The organism is Paenibacillus sp. Marseille-Q9583, assembly GCF_976954365.1.
Genome location: NZ_CDRJTB010000004.1, coordinates 25,457 through 43,047, shown reverse-complemented (window position 1 = coordinate 43,047; position 17,591 = coordinate 25,457). Strand labels below are relative to the sequence as shown.

The following is a 17,591-nucleotide window of genomic DNA, read 5'->3' as shown; positions in this document are numbered from 1 at the left end:
ACATAAGCATAAACGCCTTCAGCGTCCTCGTTAGGACGATAAGCGTTTAAGCGAGAAATATAATAATATCGTTCGTGACCTATTACGCTGGAAGCACCCGTAATAAAGGCTTTTGCCTTTGCTACGGGTGCTTTTTTTGTTGCCATTAGATTACGACAATAGGAGGAGAATAAATGAAAATATTTAAGTCAGTGCCCTTACTACTGCTTACGATCCTGCTACTGCTAAGCACATCATCAGGAGCTATTGCTGCATCTACAACAGAATTAACCCCCTCTGTTAAAGCGTCTTTTGATCTGACGGCCGCAACGGCAGATGGTCCTACCAGGGTTAAGCTGACTTCTCTGTACAATGATTTATCCACCTTAAAGCTGCAGTATGATCAGCGCGAGGAGCAAATCCGAATCCTTCACTTCAATAATGAGCAATCGCTAGTTATGGTTCGTCAACAAATTAAAGGGATTGATCTTGAAACAGTGACCCGATTGGAAGCCTCCGTTAAGAGTAGCAAGCAGCGCTATCAGCCCTTATTTGACCAGTATAGTGCACTTAACAAGCGAATTAGCATCGCCAAGTCACTTAAGGACAAGACCTTGAATACCGTACTGCGTGCCCAAGGTGATGCTATGAAGATCTTGGTTCAGCTGGCACGGCAAGAGATAAGCGACAAACAAAATCAGCTGAGCGCCGCGAAAAAGACACGTACCCAAAAGATAGCCGAAGCTCGTAAAATCTTATCTGGCATTGAAAGTCCTCAAATCACGATCAAATCTAACAAGAGCGTAATCACCTCGTTAAACAAACGTGCCTCAGCAGATTGGACTGACTTTAAAGCAGCAATTCGCAAACAGAATCTTACACTAACCACCCAGTCCCTATCTTCACTGGTCTCTAGTTATCGTCAGATCGCAACCCATAAGCAAAAAATAATTGAGCTCGAACAAAAGGTTTCCCTTGTTATTGCGAATACGAAGAAGCAAATCAGTTAGCGGACTTCTTCTTACTTGCTCTGCGGTAAGCCATCACTTTGCGGTACATGCTTTTATTAGGAAGATGTTTGAAAATATATGGATCTGGACTCGTATTCACTTCAATAATCCAAGGCGTCATGTGGTTATCTAATCCTACATCAACACCAATCTGTTTAAAGCCAGGATATTTCTTATGGTAGAAACGTCCAGTGTCCTCACCTAGCTTTCGCAATATCTTAAGCATCTGAGTTTGCTGAGCATCGTTCAAATAAGGCGACAGCAGCTTCTCCATAGACATTAGCGTACCACCGTTATGATAATTGGTAACAATCTTGCCTTTCTCAGCTACTCGGCCAATCAATCCGGTAGTTTCCCATTTGCCACGCGGACTGAGCTGGACCATCACACGGATATCAAAACGATGCTTTCCATGCTTTAGCAAAACAATCCCTCTCTGAATCAAGTAACTGCGTCCGCGTGTCGCTTTCTTAAGGGATGAATAAAAGGTGTCATAGGCTCCAAAGGTCTTAATCTTTGTTCCACTTTGGTATTTGTATTCTGTTCCATGAGAATCCTTACTCTGTTCAACCTTCATTACACCATTACCATAGGTGCCATGTTCCGGCTTAACGTAAATCATCCCATATTTCAAGAGCATCGTTCTTAAGTTTGCTTTACTAAACTTCACTGTTTCTGGAATCAGCGGTGAAATCTCGGAACTTTGCATGAGCACCTTGGTTTTAATCCATTTGCTGGTCAACGCAGACTTTAACTTCGTTCCCAATTGCCCTCTCCCCTGTCACTAAATAATGATCACAGCCTTGCTTAACCTTAGTATTTTATGCTCCGACTATATGAATGGAATGGGTTGAACGCCCTCTCCGCTCTCAGATGTATCTCCAGATACTCAAGCTGCATATGGTGGGAAGAGGATAACCATTAGCGGATCAGAGGAGGCATGAACCATGCATATTTGTATTATTGCGCCGGAACGTCTCCCGGTTCCGGGAGACGGGTCAGTAGAAATCTGCATTTGGGCCATTGCCAGAAGGCTGGCTGAGAAACATAGGGTTACCATTGTGAGCCGCAGAGCGCCGGGACTGCCCGATGCCTCCATATTGGAGCAGGTAAGAATCATTCGTTTACCCGCAAGTACTCCCGTTCATTATCGTACTTCGGTGTTAGACTACATTCAGAATGAGCCATTTGATATCGTTCAGATCGATAATCGTCCCCATCTTATGTCTGCTGTTAAGAAACGGCTCCCTCAACTTCCGGTATTTCTATTTCTGCATTCTCTTACATTCACACCGGACTCAGTTAAGACTGCGAGAGCCTTGGCTAGAGCAGATCTGATTATTGCGAATAGCCACTCTCTACAGCGAAGACTGACTCGTCGCTTCCCTCAATTGAACAATGAAATTCGTATCGTCCTGCTCGGAGCAGATCTTGATCGATTCACTCCTGTTGCAATACAGGAAAAGTACCATCTTCGCAAACTTTACAGACTCCCGAGGATCTTTACCGTATTGTTCGTCGGTCGAGTCATCCCCCGCAAAGGGGTGCCCGTATTGATACGTGCTATGTACCATTTAAATAAGCACCTTCCCTCTCATCTTGTAATTGCAGGCAAAGGGAAATCATCCTATTTGCGACAGCTGAAGCTACTTGCACAGCGACTAGGCGTTTCCGTCTCCTTCCTTGGAAATGTAGCTCATGAGGATATCCATACCCTTTATCAAGCAGCCGACTGCTTCGTATGTCCTTCTCAGAGTCATGAATCCTTTGGACTTGTTAATGTAGAAGCCATGGCCTCGGGACTACCGGTCATCGCTTCTAGCAATGGTGGTATCCGTGAGATTATCGACTCCGGCCATAACGGATATCTGGTGGAACGATATCGCGAAGCCTTGCCCTTTGCTAGAGATTTGCTGCGACTAGGCCGGAATCCTGAGGTAGCAGCAACCATTGGGAAACAAGGACGAGCGGATGCGCTTGAAGCCTTCAATTGGCAACGTACAGCAACTGATTTGGAGCGGCTTTATCAAGCTGCCTTAATACAGCGATAGACCCTACAAACATAAAAAAGTAGTCCGCCTCCATTCACTGGAGACGGACTACTTTGATTTAAATAAATTGAACAACCGTAAGTACAAGCCCTACAACAAAACCGCATAAGGCACCGTTCACACGAATCCACTGAAGATCCTTACCTACTTTATCCTCCAGCATATTCACTAGACTAGCATCGTCCATGCTATCCAGATTCTCCTTCACCAAAAGACCGATTCGGAAGTGGTTAGCCTCTACAAATGCAATCAATGAAGCGCGAATCCGCTCCTCCCAGCTACCGATCCACTCTTGTTCCTTACTAATACGGCGCATAAGAAGGGTGTATAGTGCAAATAGTTTTCGTCCGCCAGCTGCCCGGTCCTCTTCTAATAGGGAGAGTGCCTTACTACGTACGTTCTCCAATTGAGTATGCAGAAAAGCAGTTACCGCTTCTCCCTCAAGCTCTTGTAGTGCCCATTCTTTCACAGAAGTCATTCTAGCCTCATCATTAACAATCTGGAACAACGCCACCCGAATTTCCCGGATGACCTCTTCACGATATGGGCTATCCTCTTCACGAAAATCGCGAATACCGGACTGCAGCATGCCTTGCAGCATTTCACCAAGCATATCCGCATCCATGAATCCAACGAAAGCCTGAAAAGCCATTCCTTTCAGTCCACCGAGCTTTACTTCAGCCAGTTTCTCACTAGCGATCTTACCCAGCATAGCTTTCGTTTCAGGGCGACCGCTCCAGTTAGATACCCCTTCCAGCGCATAATCCAGAGCTGCTACATCTTTTCCATCGTTCATTAATTTAGTGACAATCTTATCAGCCGCAACTCCAAGCTCCGCTTCACGAATATAGTCAGAGGCTGCCTTTTGAAGAAAAGGTACAGCTTTCTCTACCGGAAGACGTGACACGAATTCGCTAAGTTGCTCTAGGATCTGGGCTCTCGCCTTCTTCTTGCTAAAGAGCTTCGTCAGCAGCTTGGAACTCATAGACATAATGCCAAACTTGCGCAGCTTGTTCTCAATACTCTCTTTGTTCAGCAGCTCAGTCTCCATAGCGGTAATTAGCGACTGAATAATCTTATCCCGATTCTTGAGTAGCAGTGAGGTATGTGGAATACGCAGTCCGAGCGGATGGCGGAATAATGCGGTTACCGCGAACCAGTCGGCAATCCCCCCAACCAGCCCGGCCTCAAAGCCGCCTCTTAGTAGAATCACGGCAAGATTTTCAGGTAGAAATAGTGTAATCAGAAACCCACATGCCATAAAAGCTAGTGACATGGTGGCCAAGTTTTTGGATCTCACGATTAGTCCCCCTTACATACACAGCTGCCGATGTCCTTACGCAGGAAAAATACCGACGGATCACGTCCCACGAACATGAACTGACGATAGACTCGGCTAGTCGATTAGTTTAACAACTATTGTACCACGACTGAACTATTTTCTAAAAATATACGATTAGAATAGAAATGAAAAGGTGTTTTTGGTTTTCAGAATATTAATGATAAGATACAAGTAACGTTCTCACTGGCCCGCGAAGGGGACAACTATGACTGGATAAGGAGATCATACACTATGCTGATTGCTTTAGATATGGATGGAACATTGCTGAACGAAGAAGGACAAATTAGCCCAAAGAACCGCGAGGCGATTATAAAGGCTCAGAATTTAGGTCATATCGTAATTATTGCTACGGGACGCTCTTTTATGGATGCGGAACGACAGCTGCGTCTGGCAGATCTGGAATGCCCGGTAGTCAGTCTGAATGGCGCAGTGGTTACATTGTCTGACCACACGCTGGCAGCAAGTAAACCGCTGAAGAAGGAAGACATCATTCCTGCATTACGCTGGATGAACGAAATTCCGGATTTGTATTACGAGGTATACACAGAGGACAACGTATATGTGGAACTCAATAAACGGGTAAGATTAGAGAAACTATCTGCACTAAGTGAAGAAGAAGTACCTGAGGAAGTCAGCTGGCTGCTAAAAGCAATGATCGATCAGCAGTTTCAACAAGCGGCTGTAACTTACGTCGAAAGTATGGAAGAGATCTGGAGTAAAGAAGAAAACGTCATTTATAAAACATTAGCCTTTTCTCTAGACCGGGAACTGCTCAAAGAAGCCTCCACCCGCTTCGCCGCGATCCCTGGCCTTATTATTACAGCCTCCCATGTCAATAATATCGAAATTAACCATGAGGACGCCAACAAAGGCTCCGGTGTAGCTATGCTCGCCGCCCACTATGGCATCCCGCTAACAGATGTAGCCGTAATGGGTGACAGCTATAATGATCAACCGATGTTCGAGGTGGCAGGCTACCGGATTGCCATGGCTAACGCAGCACCGGTTCTAAAGGAAATGGCTGAATTTGTTACAGTCAGTAATGCCGAAGATGGAGTGGCGGCAGGACTTGAGCATCTTATGGCTAAATTCTGAACCAACATGCCTGGCTTAAATCATAAACAGCTAAAGAACCTCTGACAGCATCCTGAGGATGGGTCAGAGGTTTTTTTAAGATTGTCTTAACTAATTATAGCTACAGCTTTATACAAGGATGATTGTCCAAGCTCAATGGCTTAGCAAACCCAACGTCTTTTAATAACTCGGTATTCCGCTTATTGTGCATAACACGTGATTCGGATAGCCCTGACTGAATCTCCTTGAGCATTTGACGATTCTCATCATATAAGGTAACTGCCAGTGTATGATCATCTTGTCTTACAACCAGCTCCATATTGGGCCTAACTTCAAGCGATACCGTTTCGAAAGGAGACCTATCGATGATTACTTCCAGTCCCACATTCTTGAATGTATAGGTGTAAGTGATTTCAAGTCCACGGTTATACGTGGCTTCGATCTGTCCCTCTCCTATGTTCACATTATAGGCCAAGGATTCAAGCTCTTGCGGAATTCTTGGAGCAATTGTCAGTGTATTGTTAATCAGGTCTGGACGGATACCTAAGAAATATTGGTACCACACACGCAGATGCTCAGCATTGGACCAAGCTTGCAGGTATGCACCCGTCAACTTCGCCCAGCTCTCACCTTCCTCAGGATAAGCATCCATATTCTCACAAAGTCCACCAACAACACCTAAATTCAAGGCCTGCCAGTTCATATTCTTGAATAGCTGATAGGCCGTTTCTTCCTGCCCCACTTCAATCATACGCTGCATCGCAATACCATTAAGCCAAATCCAAACCGCACCGTTATGGTAAGCCTCGTCTTTCGGATAATGAGATGTTAAATGAAACGGACGAAACAATGAATGATGTCTATCTAGCGAAGCAACACCCCATGGATAGACCAACTCTTCCCACGCGGTACGAATCGCTCTGGCCTTAAAATCGTTATCATCAAACATTTCAAAAGCAAATAACTGATTTGGGCGCAGGGAGAATTCCGGCTTGTCTTCTGCATCCAGTCTGTCTGCTAAATAAGGATGCGCTTGATCAATGAAATCGACCTCAAAATGGCGCTTCAAGGTTTCAGCAATGCCCTTCCATTTATCAGCATTCACCTTGTCATTCATATAATCAGCAAAGTAAACACCAGCAAGCAATTGGTTATACCAGAGTGCTTGAATATCATTAGCACGGGTATCCCGAGGAGAATATGACTCCAAATTGCCATCCCGGGCATCCATCCAAGTTTCATTATCTGCGTGCTTCAAGTACCCTTTATCATCTACCCAATATTTTATGGAACCTTCAATACTATATTGTACATTGTGATACAGCTCTTTAATGATCGCTGTATCTCCTGAATACTTAACGTAATCCTGCAACTGGATAATGAATCGCGGCGTACCATCCGTTGTATGGTAATCTACTTTTCCAGGAGACAAGATATTTGGAATTCTACCAAAGTATTTAGAATCTTCGTCCGTATTCTGAAACTCTGCGAATGATAGCAAGATATTTCTAGCCGTTTCGAATTGCCCTGTAACGAGCACAGCGCCTGGAAGAGCTATGAATTGATCCCGTCCCCAATATTCGTTAAACCATGGCAGTCCTGCATAGATACCATCACCCTGCTGTCTAGTAACCAACTGATCCATTGTGATGTTCAACCAATTCATGGCTAAAGTAAACGTATCATCACTGCTGGTTAGATGGGCATTATGGTGTAAGAAATCTTCCATCCGCTTAACACGTTCATCTTTCAAAGTACTAATATCTTGTCTAGCTTTAAGGATTAAGCTTGCTGCTTCTTCGGATGTCTTACCTGCAGCGATATAATAACCCCCAGCGTTTGCATCGGCAATTAGAACTTCATTATCCATATGCAAAGGTACAAGGTTGATAGCACTAACTGCAATCACCCAATCTCCCTCGATAGCGCTAAAGAACGCGATATGATCCTGTTGGTTTATATAGCTAACATTCTCTCCCCTTAAAACGATGCCTATGTCTTCCTTAGCATTAGCGAGACTAATTTCTAATAGATTATGATAATCCAACAACCACAGCTCTTCTGTCAGATCGGCGTGCTTACGCACCATTTTATAAGGATAGGCCCAAACTTCAGATTGTCGATTGTCTAGCTTCTGTTCACCTGCGAATAAGGTGTATCCACCGAAAATTCTATTCTTAGCAATATTAAGTCCCTCAAAAAATGCATGTTCCACATGATCCGTATGATGGGATTGCGTAAAATAAAATGCTGCCTCTTTATTCGTAAATGAAATACTCCGATTGGCTTCTTGAGAGACAAATGTCTTCATGTCATCCAGAATTGATGTATGAACTTGATCACTATTCATTGTAAGCCTCCTCCTTTAAAATAGTAGACCGCTATGAAACCTCATAGCGGCTGTCTACAATATTTACTCTTTAACCGAACCAACGACAATCCCTGATACGAAATACTTTTGCATAAACGGATAAATCAACAACAATGGCAGCGTCGAAACTACGATTTTAGCAGCGTTCAAAGTCTTATTCGAAACTTTTGCTAATTCCAATAATTTTTCAGGATCTGTAATGTTCTGAACCTCAACGCTAAGCTGTTGGATATAGGTTTGCAATGGATAATTCGCCGTTTTATTAATATACACCAGGGCACCAAAGTAATCATTCCAATGGCCCACAATAGTAAAGAGCGTAACGGTGGCAAGCGTAGGTAATACTATCGGAAGATAAATTGTCCCTAATATTCTCCACTGTGAAGCTCCATCTATATTCGCTGCTTCCTCTAGAGATTTCGGTACAGCGCGGAAAGCATTCATCAGCAAGATAACATTCCCTATCGGTACTGCACCCGGCAAGATCAATGACCAGATGGAGTCTAAAAGATTAAGCTCTTTGACTACCATAAAGGTTGGAATCAATCCGCCTGAGAATAACATCGCGAAGATAACGAGATTCATATAAATCTTCTGACCCGTGAATACTCGTGAACTTTTAGACAATGGATAGGCTGTAAGAATCATCAGTACCATATTCACAAGCAGACCTAACACTACCCGTTCTACAGAGATCATGAATGAACGCCAAAACTGGCTGTCAGACAATAATTTTTCATAGGAGCTAAACGTCGGATTAACCGGGAATATACTTACTAGATTTGCGGAAGCCGCCGCATTATCACTGAAAGAGATGGCTACTAAATTGACTAACGGTATGAGACAGGACAAGGCGAACGCTAGAACAAATACCCAGATAATAACATCTGCAATACGACCCTTGATGTTAGATGCGTAAATGGGAGAACCCCCCTTTCTTTAGAAAATACGATAATCCGTAAGTTTTTGGGCCAATTTATTCGCAGAAAGAATCAGTACGATACCAACGACCGACCGTAATAGGCCAACTGCTGTACCTAAGCTGTATTGTCTTTCTACCAGACCCACCCGGTAAACGTAGGTATCAATAATATCCGAAGATTCATACACCAAAGGATTATACAGATTGAAGATCTGATCAAAACCAGCATTCAATACATTCGGCAAGTTCAAGGTTGTAACCAGCAAAATAGTTGGCATTAAGCCTGGCAAAGTGATATGCCACAGTTTCTTAAACCGGTTGGCTCCATCAATGGAGCCCGCCTCATAAAGTCCGGGATCAATGGATGTCAGGGAAGCTAGGTAGATGATTGAACCGTACCCAAAACCCTTCCAGACATCTGTTAATACTAACATCGGTCTAAACCAGGTATTGCTGGCCATAAACAAGACCGGGTCAATCCCAAACCAACTTAACATGGCATTAACAGGACCTTCATAAGAGAAGATATTCATGACTACAGTAGCTAAGATCGCCCATGACAAGAAGTTCGGCAGATAAACGACCGTCTGTATGAATCGCTTAGCAAACTTTACCCGAATTTCATTTAATAACAGGGCAAACACGATGGATGTAAAAGTACCCACGATAATTTTCCATAACGCGATAACGATCGTATTACTGAAAATCTGTTTGCTGTCAGGAATTTGGAGCATAAATTTGAAATTATCAAGACCTACCCAGGATGAACCACTCATCCCCTTAGCCGGAACATAATTTTGAAAAGCCATTATAATACCGAACATTGGAATAAACGAAAAGATAATTAGGAAAATCATGCCTGGCGCCATCATGAGATGGAATGCTGTCTGATCTTTTTTATTTTTCATTTACGGATCATCTCTTTCAACATCATTTGGTTGCTATCGCTTCGTTAACTTCCTTAGTAATGACTTCGCCGCCAGTTTTATTCCAGCTATCTACAAACTTATCAAACGCGTCAGGTGTTTGCTCACCTGTAATGATCTTCAAGTACATTTCAAGTTCCATTTTAGTAAGTGTCGGCCATTTCAACGTCATGGATGATGTACTTCCAAAGAATAATGGATTCACTTCTTTAATATTAGAGGCTTTCACCAAACTAGCTGTCGTAATACTGGAAGTATATCCAGCCCATGCATTGGAGTCTGGTGTTTCTCCATTCTTCTTACTATCAAGAAATTTCTTATAGGAGTTATACGCGGTTAAATCCTCATTGCTAGTTAATTTACTTGTATCGCCTGTTTCTAATGCTTCTTTCATGATGTCAACGTTACGATAGAAAGCGTCATAATAATCGATATTAATGGCGAGCGGAGATCCGCCAACATTCATGCTCTTATAATCTTCAAATTCTTTCAAAGCTTTTGCATCTTTTTCTTGGTAACGCTGATAGTCATATTGAACACTCACAAGCTTGGCTGCAAGTTCAGGATGCTCAAAGCCTTTGCGAACAACCAAATAACTGCTGGAAGGATTTCCAGTGAACATTGTAAGCGAGCCATCCTCTGATTGTGGGGCAACATAAGATACCCATTCCGCTGCTGGATTCAGCTTAAGTGTGTCAGCCACAGTCCAGCTTCCCCACCAGTTATCCATGAACGACCCACTTTTTCCGCTTGTAAGTAGCGCCTTGCGATCATCACCAGTACGTACTGCAAACTGACGATCAATCAAGTTATTCTTGTACATTTCAGACAGCTTGGTCAGTGCTGGCTTCATCTCTGGTTGAACAGATCCATATACAGCCTTTCCACTTCCATCATCAATCCACTGTTTTGGATACGCACCATATAGTGAAAAGATATTATTAAATGAGAATTGTCCACCAGAGACACCGGCAACGTTCTCATTATCGACAACAAGACCTAGTGTCTTACCCGCTCCGTTACCACCTGGATCTTTTTCTACAAATTGCTTAATAATGTTCTCGACATCAGCCATTGATTTCGGCTCAGCAAGTCCCAATTTGTCCATCCAGTCTTTGCGAAGCCAGAGGATACCAGGACCATGTGAGATTTCAGTAGTTGGTATGGCCATCAGCTTGCCATCGAACTTAGCGCTATCCAGAACACGACCACCGTAGGAATCATAAATTTCCTTAATTCGATCGCTGGCAGTATTTTCGTAAACCTCGGTCAGATCTGCAATCAGATCGTTCTCATAAAGCTGTTGCAATGTCGCGTAGTCAGGAACCACCATTAGATCAGGGATTTCACCGCTTACAATTGCCATCGAAACTTTCTGACTATAGTCTGTACCATCATTGGACTCAAACGAGGTCGTATTTTGAATGTTCAGCTTATTCTTGAAATATCTTGTCCACACATTGTTTGTGGCATTATCTTTCTCATAAGGCGTTCCTGCAAGTGCTGAATAGCTCGTTGCCACTTGTCCAACAGAATAAGTCACTGTTTCAGGATAGGCGCCAAATGGAGTCGTCTGTGCTTCTTTCCATGCAGGATCACTCGCATCTGTCTTTGGGGTAGATGCTGAAGAATTATTAGAACTTGAACAACCTACCATAGCAACAGCTAATAGTGATGCTAATACTATGGAGCTTGATTTTCTCAATTTATGTTTCATTATAAGAGCCTCCCTTTTTCTATAAAAAAACTCGTATTAGAAAACGATTTCAAAGCGCCGGCCAGCTTCAAAAAAAATTATATTGTTACTTCCTTAAGTTTATAGATTATTGCTATCCATCGTAAACGCAAAAAAATTATGTTTTACACAAATAAATACTCATCATTAACGATAATATCGAGGAATAATTGCTACGGTCGAAGATGTTATACTACAATATCAATGTCACTACATGTCGAAAGGTGGTAAATAATGTTATCCATATTGGTGGTAGATGATCATAAGGAGGAGCGAGAGGGGATTGCTTTCCTCATTAAGGAGCTTGGCTTCCCCCTCCAATTGCATGTTGCAGAAAACGGTCGTAAAGCACTTGAATATGTAAGCGCACACTCTGTCGATATTCTATTTACCGATGTGCGGATGCCTATAATGGATGGATTACAGCTAACAAAGGAAGCATTAAGGTTGCACCCCAAATTAAAGGTGATTTTATTCAGTGGATTCGCTGAATTTGAGTATGCCAAAACAGCCCTTTCCCTGGGCGTATCCGAGTATCTTTTGAAACCGGTTAACATTGAAGCATTCCAAACTACTTTAGAAAAAGTTATTCAGGAATTAAAGAACCAGCAACAAAAAGAAGAAGCGTCACAAAGAAAGCTAAGCTATGTGAGAAAACATCTACTCTTCTCTCTAGTCAATGGCATCGGAAGCCCGCCTCCTCTTCAAGAGCTGTCTATTGAATTACCCAGCCATTACAATAAAATGCTTTTGTTAGAATTCGATAAGCCATTTTTTGAATCTGTGGATTCGGAGTTCGAAGAGTTTGTTCTTGGTTTAGTAGACACATCTGCTGATTACTTAAATCTAAACGGATGTCAGAGTCTACTACTGTTTCCCGAGCAAGAGTCCCCTTCTTCCCGGTTTGATAATCATTCAGCGATGCACCTGCATCATTGTATCCTTGATAAATATAAAGTGAATTGTTATCTCGCTATGAAAGAGGAACTAACCTCAATACTAGATTTAGGTTCACTTCTGACTTCATTAGAGGAATTGATGGAATATCGTTTTTTTCTCCCAGATACCTTTGTGTTTAATACACAAAATGACTTACATTTCTCTGAGGCCTTGTATCCAGACCTTACAGATAGCCATCTACTAGATCAGATTCGAAATAATCTGAAGGATCAAGATATTTTTAGCTTACGAGCAAATACTGAGATTTTATATCAAAAATACGTACATCAAGTACAGTATTCACATTTATATGTAAAGTATATGTTTTCCACAATCTATCAAGAGATCATGACACAAGCTGCACCTATATCAGAAATGGAGCTGCAGACTGCCGTCGAGATCATATATGGATCTGAAGATCTGCGGGATATCAAAGATATTATATTTGAAGGTATCGCTCGGATTGATCAGAACTCTACTAACCATGAGCCTACTCAGAACCGTGATGTCGATGCCGTCAAACAATATATTGAACAATATTATGCAGATGATCTCAGTCTGGAAATGCTTGCTGCTAAAGTGTATTTGTCTCCACATTATCTTAGCTCCATATTCAAGAAGCAGACAGGCTGTGGGCTTAATAAATATATTAAGAATGTCCGCATGCAAAACGCAAAAGAGTTGTTAATAAATACACATCAAAAAATATCAAATATTTGCACCGCAGTGGGCTATCGCAATATTTCATACTTCTGCCAAAATTTCAGAGATTTCTATGGGTACACACCAGAAAAATATAGACAGTATAATCAGAAGTCCTCTGCATATCGGGAGGAGCATTATGCAACTTTGGCAGACACTTAAGCAAAATATTCGCGACTTGAAGTTTCAAACCAAGATCATGCTTTCATTTATGTTAATCAGTATGATTCCTATGATTGTATTGGGCAGCTTCTGCTATCAAGAAGCCAAATCATCCCTCATTAAGCAATCCAAATCTGATTTGAAAGCAGCCTTAAATCAAGGGGCTTTAGCTTTAAATAGTCATCTGGATGTCTACAATAAACTCATGAATTTCTTGAGTTTTAATCAGGAAATTATTAATTCAGCTAATCATACCTACACAAGTATGTATGAAATGTATGATCAGTTAACCCATGTGATTGACCAAAATTTCAATACCGCACGGTATCTAAATACAGGTGTAGAACAAATCACTCTGTATACAGGGACCAATCTTTTGGCACATGGCAACACCGTCAGAGCCCTAAATGATATTAAACAGAAACATTGGTACCCGGCTTTGATGAAGTCAGTCGATGTCCTGTGGTTTACGGATAAAAAGGAGATTTTTGCTGTTCGACGCATTATTAATACAAAACAGAAAGATCCAAAAGAAAATGTGCTGTATGCACGTGTGAATTACGATTCGTTATTCACACCTTTTGACTCCCTACTCTCTCAAGGTTCAGAGATTCTCGTCAAAGATGCTGATGGAAAGTCGATCTATGCCTCGTCTGGTATAGAAGGATATATTCCTTCCAATAGCACAGACAACTTAGATACGCTGCAATGGAAAAATACAAAGTACACTGTATTGCAATCTGAAGTTCCTATATCAGGATGGACAGTGATGTTATGCAAGCCTACGAAGGTGATTACGAATTCTGCTTGGAAAATCCTCTCGACAGTTGGGCTTGTTATTGTTGCCTGTATTGCTGCCGTTGCTATAACCGCCAATCTATTTTCTCGAAAGTTCAATTCACAAATTAAGCGTCTGCGCAATAATATGCGCACCGTAGAAGAGGGATCCCTGGAAGTCACCGTCACCAGCACATCCAAAGATGAAGTTGGGGATCTAATTAGAGGCTTTGGCAATATGGTTGACAAAACAAAAGTGTTAATCGATAAAGTCTACATTGAGGAAATTTCACGAAAAGAATATGAAATGAAAGCCCTACAGGCTCAGATTAATCCTCATTTTCTATACAATGCTCTTTCGCTCATCAATTGGAGAGCCATCCGAATCCATGCAACAGATATAAGTGAAATGGCGCAGCTTCTATCCACGTTCTATCGGACTACGCTGAATAAAGGGAATAATATTATTTCGGTTTCAGATGAACTATTGAATGTACAATCTTATATCCAGATTCAGCTTAACATGCATAGCAACAGCTTTGAGATAGAATATCAGATCGACGAGGCTATTCTCTCTTATTACATGCCTAACCTGATGCTTCAGCCTCTAATTGAGAATGCTATTATTCATGGTATTGAGAATAGAGAAGAAGAAGGAAGCAAAATTATTCTATCCGGAGAAATGGTGGAGGAGTGTATCATCTTCAAAGTAAAGGATAATGGCGTTGGCATCCCACAAGAACGACTCAATCTTCTGCTTAAATCCCAGTCTATAGGCTATGGGCTCAAAAATGTAAATGACCGGGCTATGCTAATGTACGGACCAGAGTACGGCTTGTCCATTACCAGTATTCTAGGACTGGGAACGGAGGTCACATTTCGATTTCCATCCAAAAGATACGAAGGTGGCTCAGATCTATAACTCTTTTAAATGCAGTGATGTTAACTAGCTACACTCTAAAATTAAATTCAACCGGGACATGTACGCTGGGTTAAACCCGGTTGATTTTTTTTCAATCTATTGAATTACAAATGATCAGGAGCGCTTTCCTCCCCCACCCATTCAGCAGAAACACGTACATAATCCCCCACATCAGAAGATGTCACCAGTTCAATAATGATCAATTCCAGCGGTGTAATCGCCCGTAAACCATGTCTCGCACCGGCAGGTACTGTGACTGTGTCTCCGGCTGTAACTGCATGAAGAACGCCGTTCATACGGTACTCTCCATTCCCCGAAAGAAAAGACCATAATTCCTTGGTATGCCTGTGAAAATGATAGCTGGTGTGCTTCCCTGCCAACATCGTGATTTTGGAAGTCGTAACCTCAACTCCTGCTGCTGTTCGTGAGAAATCCAGAATGCGGGAGCTCCCCCACCGCCTTTCTTCAATCATCGGCTTCGCGGCATGACCCTCCAGCTTCTGCTTAATCCGTTTCGCCTGCTCGATCCCAGCAACCAAAATACCATCCGCACCCGCCGCCACAATCAAACCTGGGGCACCGATGACATGTACGGGACAAGAGAGTTCGTTCACTAAATAGGTTCCTTTTGAATCCTCAGAAATGCTCCCCCTGCCAATTACCTTTTCCTGCAAATGAGGGGTAAGCGCATCCCAACTACCAATATCCGCCCAAACTCCGGTGTAAGGAATAACTACCGCTCGCTGCGTATGTTCAAGCACTTCATAGTCAAAACTTCGTTCTGGCAATTCGTCATAACGCTCCACCAGCTCCATGTAATCTGCTGAAAGATTCCGTTCCACCATACTTGAGAGCAAGTATCCTAATGAGCAGGAGAACACCCCACAGTTCCATAGTCCTCCACGGGAAATGAACTCGGTCGCCGCCAGTTCGTCTGGTTTTTCTGCAAATTGCTTCACATTTAGAAAATACGTCCCCTCTGAACCTTCACTCGGCAATATATACCCGAACTGTGTGGATGGGAATTCAGGCGTAACACCGATCAGGGCAATATCCGCTTGTGATTCGGATAGCACGCTGGGAAACCGCCGAAGCTGACTGAAAAAAGAAGCCTCCACATATGAATCCACCGGAATGACCACAACGGTCTCTTCTAAGTCTATTTTCTTCACGGAATGCAAATAGCTCGCCGCCAGTGCAACTGCAGTAAAAGTCCCCCGCTTCTGTGGTTCCGCTAGTAAGGCAATCTGATTTCCAACAGATTTGCGGGTGATTTCCACCTGACTGCAATGGGTTACAATGCAGCTTGAATCTAACAATCCTGCCTCATCCAGCCCTCTGCATACTCGCTCGATCATCGACTCCATGCCGCCATCTTTTGTTGGGAGAAGTCTTAAAAATGCCTTTGACCTGATCTCATTCGACAGCGGCCACAGCCTCTTCCCCGATCCCCCTGAAAGGAGTACGATCTGCAACGCTATCGCCCCCCTGCGCTGGACTTACTATTCGGTGTTCTCACATACCCCTTCCGTTTATGAAAAGACAATGATCTATACTTTTCCGCCAGCTCATCCAGCTTCTGCTTGGACAGCTGACCTGCATTCATATGGAGGCCTTTATTGCGTGCTTTTTGGATCTTCATGCCCCCACGATCCTTCGAATACAGGTAATTCCCATAAGTTTCGAATTCAGAAAAAGCAAATTGCTTAGTTCGGTTCATACTGTGTATAATCGCCGAATACCAAGGCTTCTGATGCTTTGCTTCAATCTCTCTTTTCATCTGAGTCAATTGGCTGCGTTCAAACAGCATATAATGCGTCACAAAAGAAGAAGCAGATGCCGCCTTCTTACCCATTAGCTTCCTATAGGTTGTAAAGTACTGAGGCTGACTCCAATTGCGGCTGTAAAAAATCGTCTTTCCCTTCTCACGGAATCGATGAGGAGCGATTAAGACCGTATCTGCATCGATAACTAAAAAATAGTCAGCCTTACACAGCTTGTCACCATTCAGCTTCAACAATTGCTGGAACAACCAACCGGATCTTTCCCATTTCCGTGAACGGTAATGGATATCTTTTTTTGTAATCGGAAGGACTGTATTCTCATCGACAAAGGTACAGCCCTTTTTTCGGCAGAAATCCAGTATACGTGTCTTTTTTGGAGCAACAATAAGTATTCGACCTATCGGATGCTTAACATGTGTTCGGACAGCGTCAATAACATAGGGGAGTGTTGCCAAATCTTTCTCGATAGCCGGAATCAGTACATCTATGGTAACGGCATGGCTTATGCGGACCTTTTTAGGCGAGGGCATACGGTCATCTCCATATCATGATTTTGCTTTAGGATATGAGGATAATAAGGAAAGGGAATGGGCTTTACTGTAAACTTAAGGAGGACAAGGGGGGGATTTATACCCTTCTTTTCGCCCATAAAGCCCAATTCCAGCACTTCTACGGGATTTATACCGTACATCTTGCCCACCAACCCCCATTCACACAACCAAGCTCCACACTCCCCCATACTATATCCAGCATTTTTTTCTGTGCAGTAAAAAGGCTGGGATGGTATATTGTAGATTGGCTAAATTTTCGACGTATTTTAATCGGCACATTTTAAGATGAACTCAACCATTCTCCAACTAGTTTTGTTGAGCTCACTCTATACAGAAATATATGA

13 protein-coding genes are annotated in these 17,591 nt (G+C 42.7%); 5 read left to right on the top strand and 8 right to left on the bottom strand.

What is annotated here, in order from left to right; genetic code table 11:
- The first annotated feature begins 173 nt into the window (after nt 1-173).
- Complete coding sequence (locus ACWNM1_RS03425; protein ID WP_449599897.1) at nt 174-989, top strand: hypothetical protein; 816 nt, start codon at nt 174-176, stop codon at nt 987-989.
- Here ACWNM1_RS03425 and ACWNM1_RS03420 read toward each other — a convergent pair.
- Nucleotides 982-1,755 (bottom strand): YheC/YheD family protein, encoded by a 774-nt coding sequence (locus tag ACWNM1_RS03420; protein ID WP_449599896.1) that lies wholly within the window; start codon nt 1,753-1,755, stop codon nt 982-984. The two genes, ACWNM1_RS03425 and ACWNM1_RS03420, sit on opposite strands and share 8 nt — an antisense overlap.
- Before the next feature lie 181 nt (nt 1,756-1,936).
- Between ACWNM1_RS03420 and ACWNM1_RS03415 the strand changes: the two genes are divergently transcribed.
- Complete coding sequence (locus ACWNM1_RS03415; protein ID WP_449599895.1) at nt 1,937-3,040, top strand: glycosyltransferase family 4 protein; 1,104 nt, start codon at nt 1,937-1,939, stop codon at nt 3,038-3,040.
- Nucleotides 3,041-3,098: 58 nt separating this feature from the next.
- On the opposite strand, the gene ACWNM1_RS03410 is transcribed toward ACWNM1_RS03415, so the two are convergent.
- Nucleotides 3,099-4,340 carry a DUF445 domain-containing protein gene (locus ACWNM1_RS03410; RefSeq protein ID WP_449599894.1) on the bottom strand — a complete coding sequence of 414 codons (1,242 nt, stop codon included), beginning with the start codon at nt 4,338-4,340 and terminating at the stop codon, nt 3,099-3,101.
- Between the two features lie 273 nt (nt 4,341-4,613).
- Here ACWNM1_RS03410 and ACWNM1_RS03405 point away from each other — a divergent pair, with 273 nt between their 5' ends.
- Nucleotides 4,614-5,477, top strand: coding sequence for a Cof-type HAD-IIB family hydrolase (locus ACWNM1_RS03405; protein WP_449599893.1), 864 nt, complete (start codon nt 4,614-4,616; stop codon nt 5,475-5,477).
- Nucleotides 5,478-5,577: 100 nt separating this feature from the next.
- On the opposite strand, the gene ACWNM1_RS03400 is transcribed toward ACWNM1_RS03405, so the two are convergent.
- The 4 genes from ACWNM1_RS03400 to ACWNM1_RS03385 form a co-directional block, all read right to left on the bottom strand.
- Nucleotides 5,578-7,806 (bottom strand): amylo-alpha-1,6-glucosidase, encoded by a 2,229-nt coding sequence (locus ACWNM1_RS03400; protein WP_449599892.1) that lies wholly within the window; start codon nt 7,804-7,806, stop codon nt 5,578-5,580.
- Between the two features lie 63 nt (nt 7,807-7,869).
- The gene (locus ACWNM1_RS03395; RefSeq protein WP_283912014.1) at nt 7,870-8,748 is read right to left on the bottom strand and encodes a carbohydrate ABC transporter permease; all 879 of its coding nucleotides are present in this window, start codon (nt 8,746-8,748) and stop codon (nt 7,870-7,872) included.
- 18 nt (nt 8,749-8,766) lie between these two features.
- Entirely contained in the window at nt 8,767-9,657 is an 891-nt protein-coding gene (locus ACWNM1_RS03390) for an ABC transporter permease (protein ID WP_042184236.1), read from the bottom strand.
- Nucleotides 9,658-9,679: 22 nt separating this feature from the next.
- The gene (locus tag ACWNM1_RS03385) at nt 9,680-11,392 is read right to left on the bottom strand and encodes an ABC transporter substrate-binding protein (protein WP_449599891.1); all 1,713 of its coding nucleotides are present in this window, start codon (nt 11,390-11,392) and stop codon (nt 9,680-9,682) included.
- A gap of 252 nt (nt 11,393-11,644) precedes the next feature.
- On the opposite strand from ACWNM1_RS03385, the gene ACWNM1_RS03380 reads away from it, so the two are divergent.
- On the top strand, nt 11,645-13,213 hold the full coding sequence (locus ACWNM1_RS03380) for a response regulator transcription factor (RefSeq protein WP_449599890.1): 1,569 nt from the start codon (nt 11,645-11,647) through the stop codon (nt 13,211-13,213).
- Nucleotides 13,191-14,912 carry a sensor histidine kinase gene (locus ACWNM1_RS03375; RefSeq protein WP_449599889.1) on the top strand — a complete coding sequence of 574 codons (1,722 nt, stop codon included), beginning with the start codon at nt 13,191-13,193 and terminating at the stop codon, nt 14,910-14,912. Before ACWNM1_RS03380 ends, ACWNM1_RS03375 begins: the two co-directional genes overlap by 23 nt.
- A gap of 104 nt (nt 14,913-15,016) precedes the next feature.
- Here the strand turns inward: ACWNM1_RS03375 and ACWNM1_RS03370 are convergent, their stop codons facing one another.
- Nucleotides 15,017-16,387 carry a sugar phosphate nucleotidyltransferase gene (locus ACWNM1_RS03370; protein ID WP_449599888.1) on the bottom strand — a complete coding sequence of 457 codons (1,371 nt, stop codon included), beginning with the start codon at nt 16,385-16,387 and terminating at the stop codon, nt 15,017-15,019.
- A 2-nt stretch (nt 16,388-16,389) separates the two neighbouring features.
- Nucleotides 16,390-17,226 (bottom strand): DUF6492 family protein, encoded by an 837-nt coding sequence (locus ACWNM1_RS03365; protein WP_449599887.1) that lies wholly within the window; start codon nt 17,224-17,226, stop codon nt 16,390-16,392.
- Between the last annotated feature and the right edge of the window lie 365 nt (nt 17,227-17,591).

What these genes read in the sequence shown, in the direction of transcription:
- ACWNM1_RS03415 (WP_449599895.1), top strand. Translation starts at nt 1,937, where the DNA reads ATGCATATTTGTATTATTGCGCCGGAACGTCTCCCGGTTCCGGGAGAC.
- ACWNM1_RS03390 (WP_042184236.1), bottom strand. Translation starts at nt 9,657, where the DNA reads ATGAAAAATAAAAAAGATCAGACAGCATTCCATCTCATGATGGCGCCA.
- ACWNM1_RS03365 (WP_449599887.1), bottom strand. Translation starts at nt 17,226, where the DNA reads ATGCCCTCGCCTAAAAAGGTCCGCATAAGCCATGCCGTTACCATAGAT.
- ACWNM1_RS03380 (WP_449599890.1), top strand. Translation starts at nt 11,645, where the DNA reads ATGTTATCCATATTGGTGGTAGATGATCATAAGGAGGAGCGAGAGGGG.
- ACWNM1_RS03425 (WP_449599897.1), top strand. Translation starts at nt 174, where the DNA reads ATGAAAATATTTAAGTCAGTGCCCTTACTACTGCTTACGATCCTGCTA.
- ACWNM1_RS03375 (WP_449599889.1), top strand. Translation starts at nt 13,191, where the DNA reads ATGCAACTTTGGCAGACACTTAAGCAAAATATTCGCGACTTGAAGTTT.
- ACWNM1_RS03385 (WP_449599891.1), bottom strand. Translation starts at nt 11,392, where the DNA reads ATGAAACATAAATTGAGAAAATCAAGCTCCATAGTATTAGCATCACTA.
- ACWNM1_RS03400 (WP_449599892.1), bottom strand. Translation starts at nt 7,806, where the DNA reads ATGAATAGTGATCAAGTTCATACATCAATTCTGGATGACATGAAGACA.
- ACWNM1_RS03405 (WP_449599893.1), top strand. Translation starts at nt 4,614, where the DNA reads ATGCTGATTGCTTTAGATATGGATGGAACATTGCTGAACGAAGAAGGA.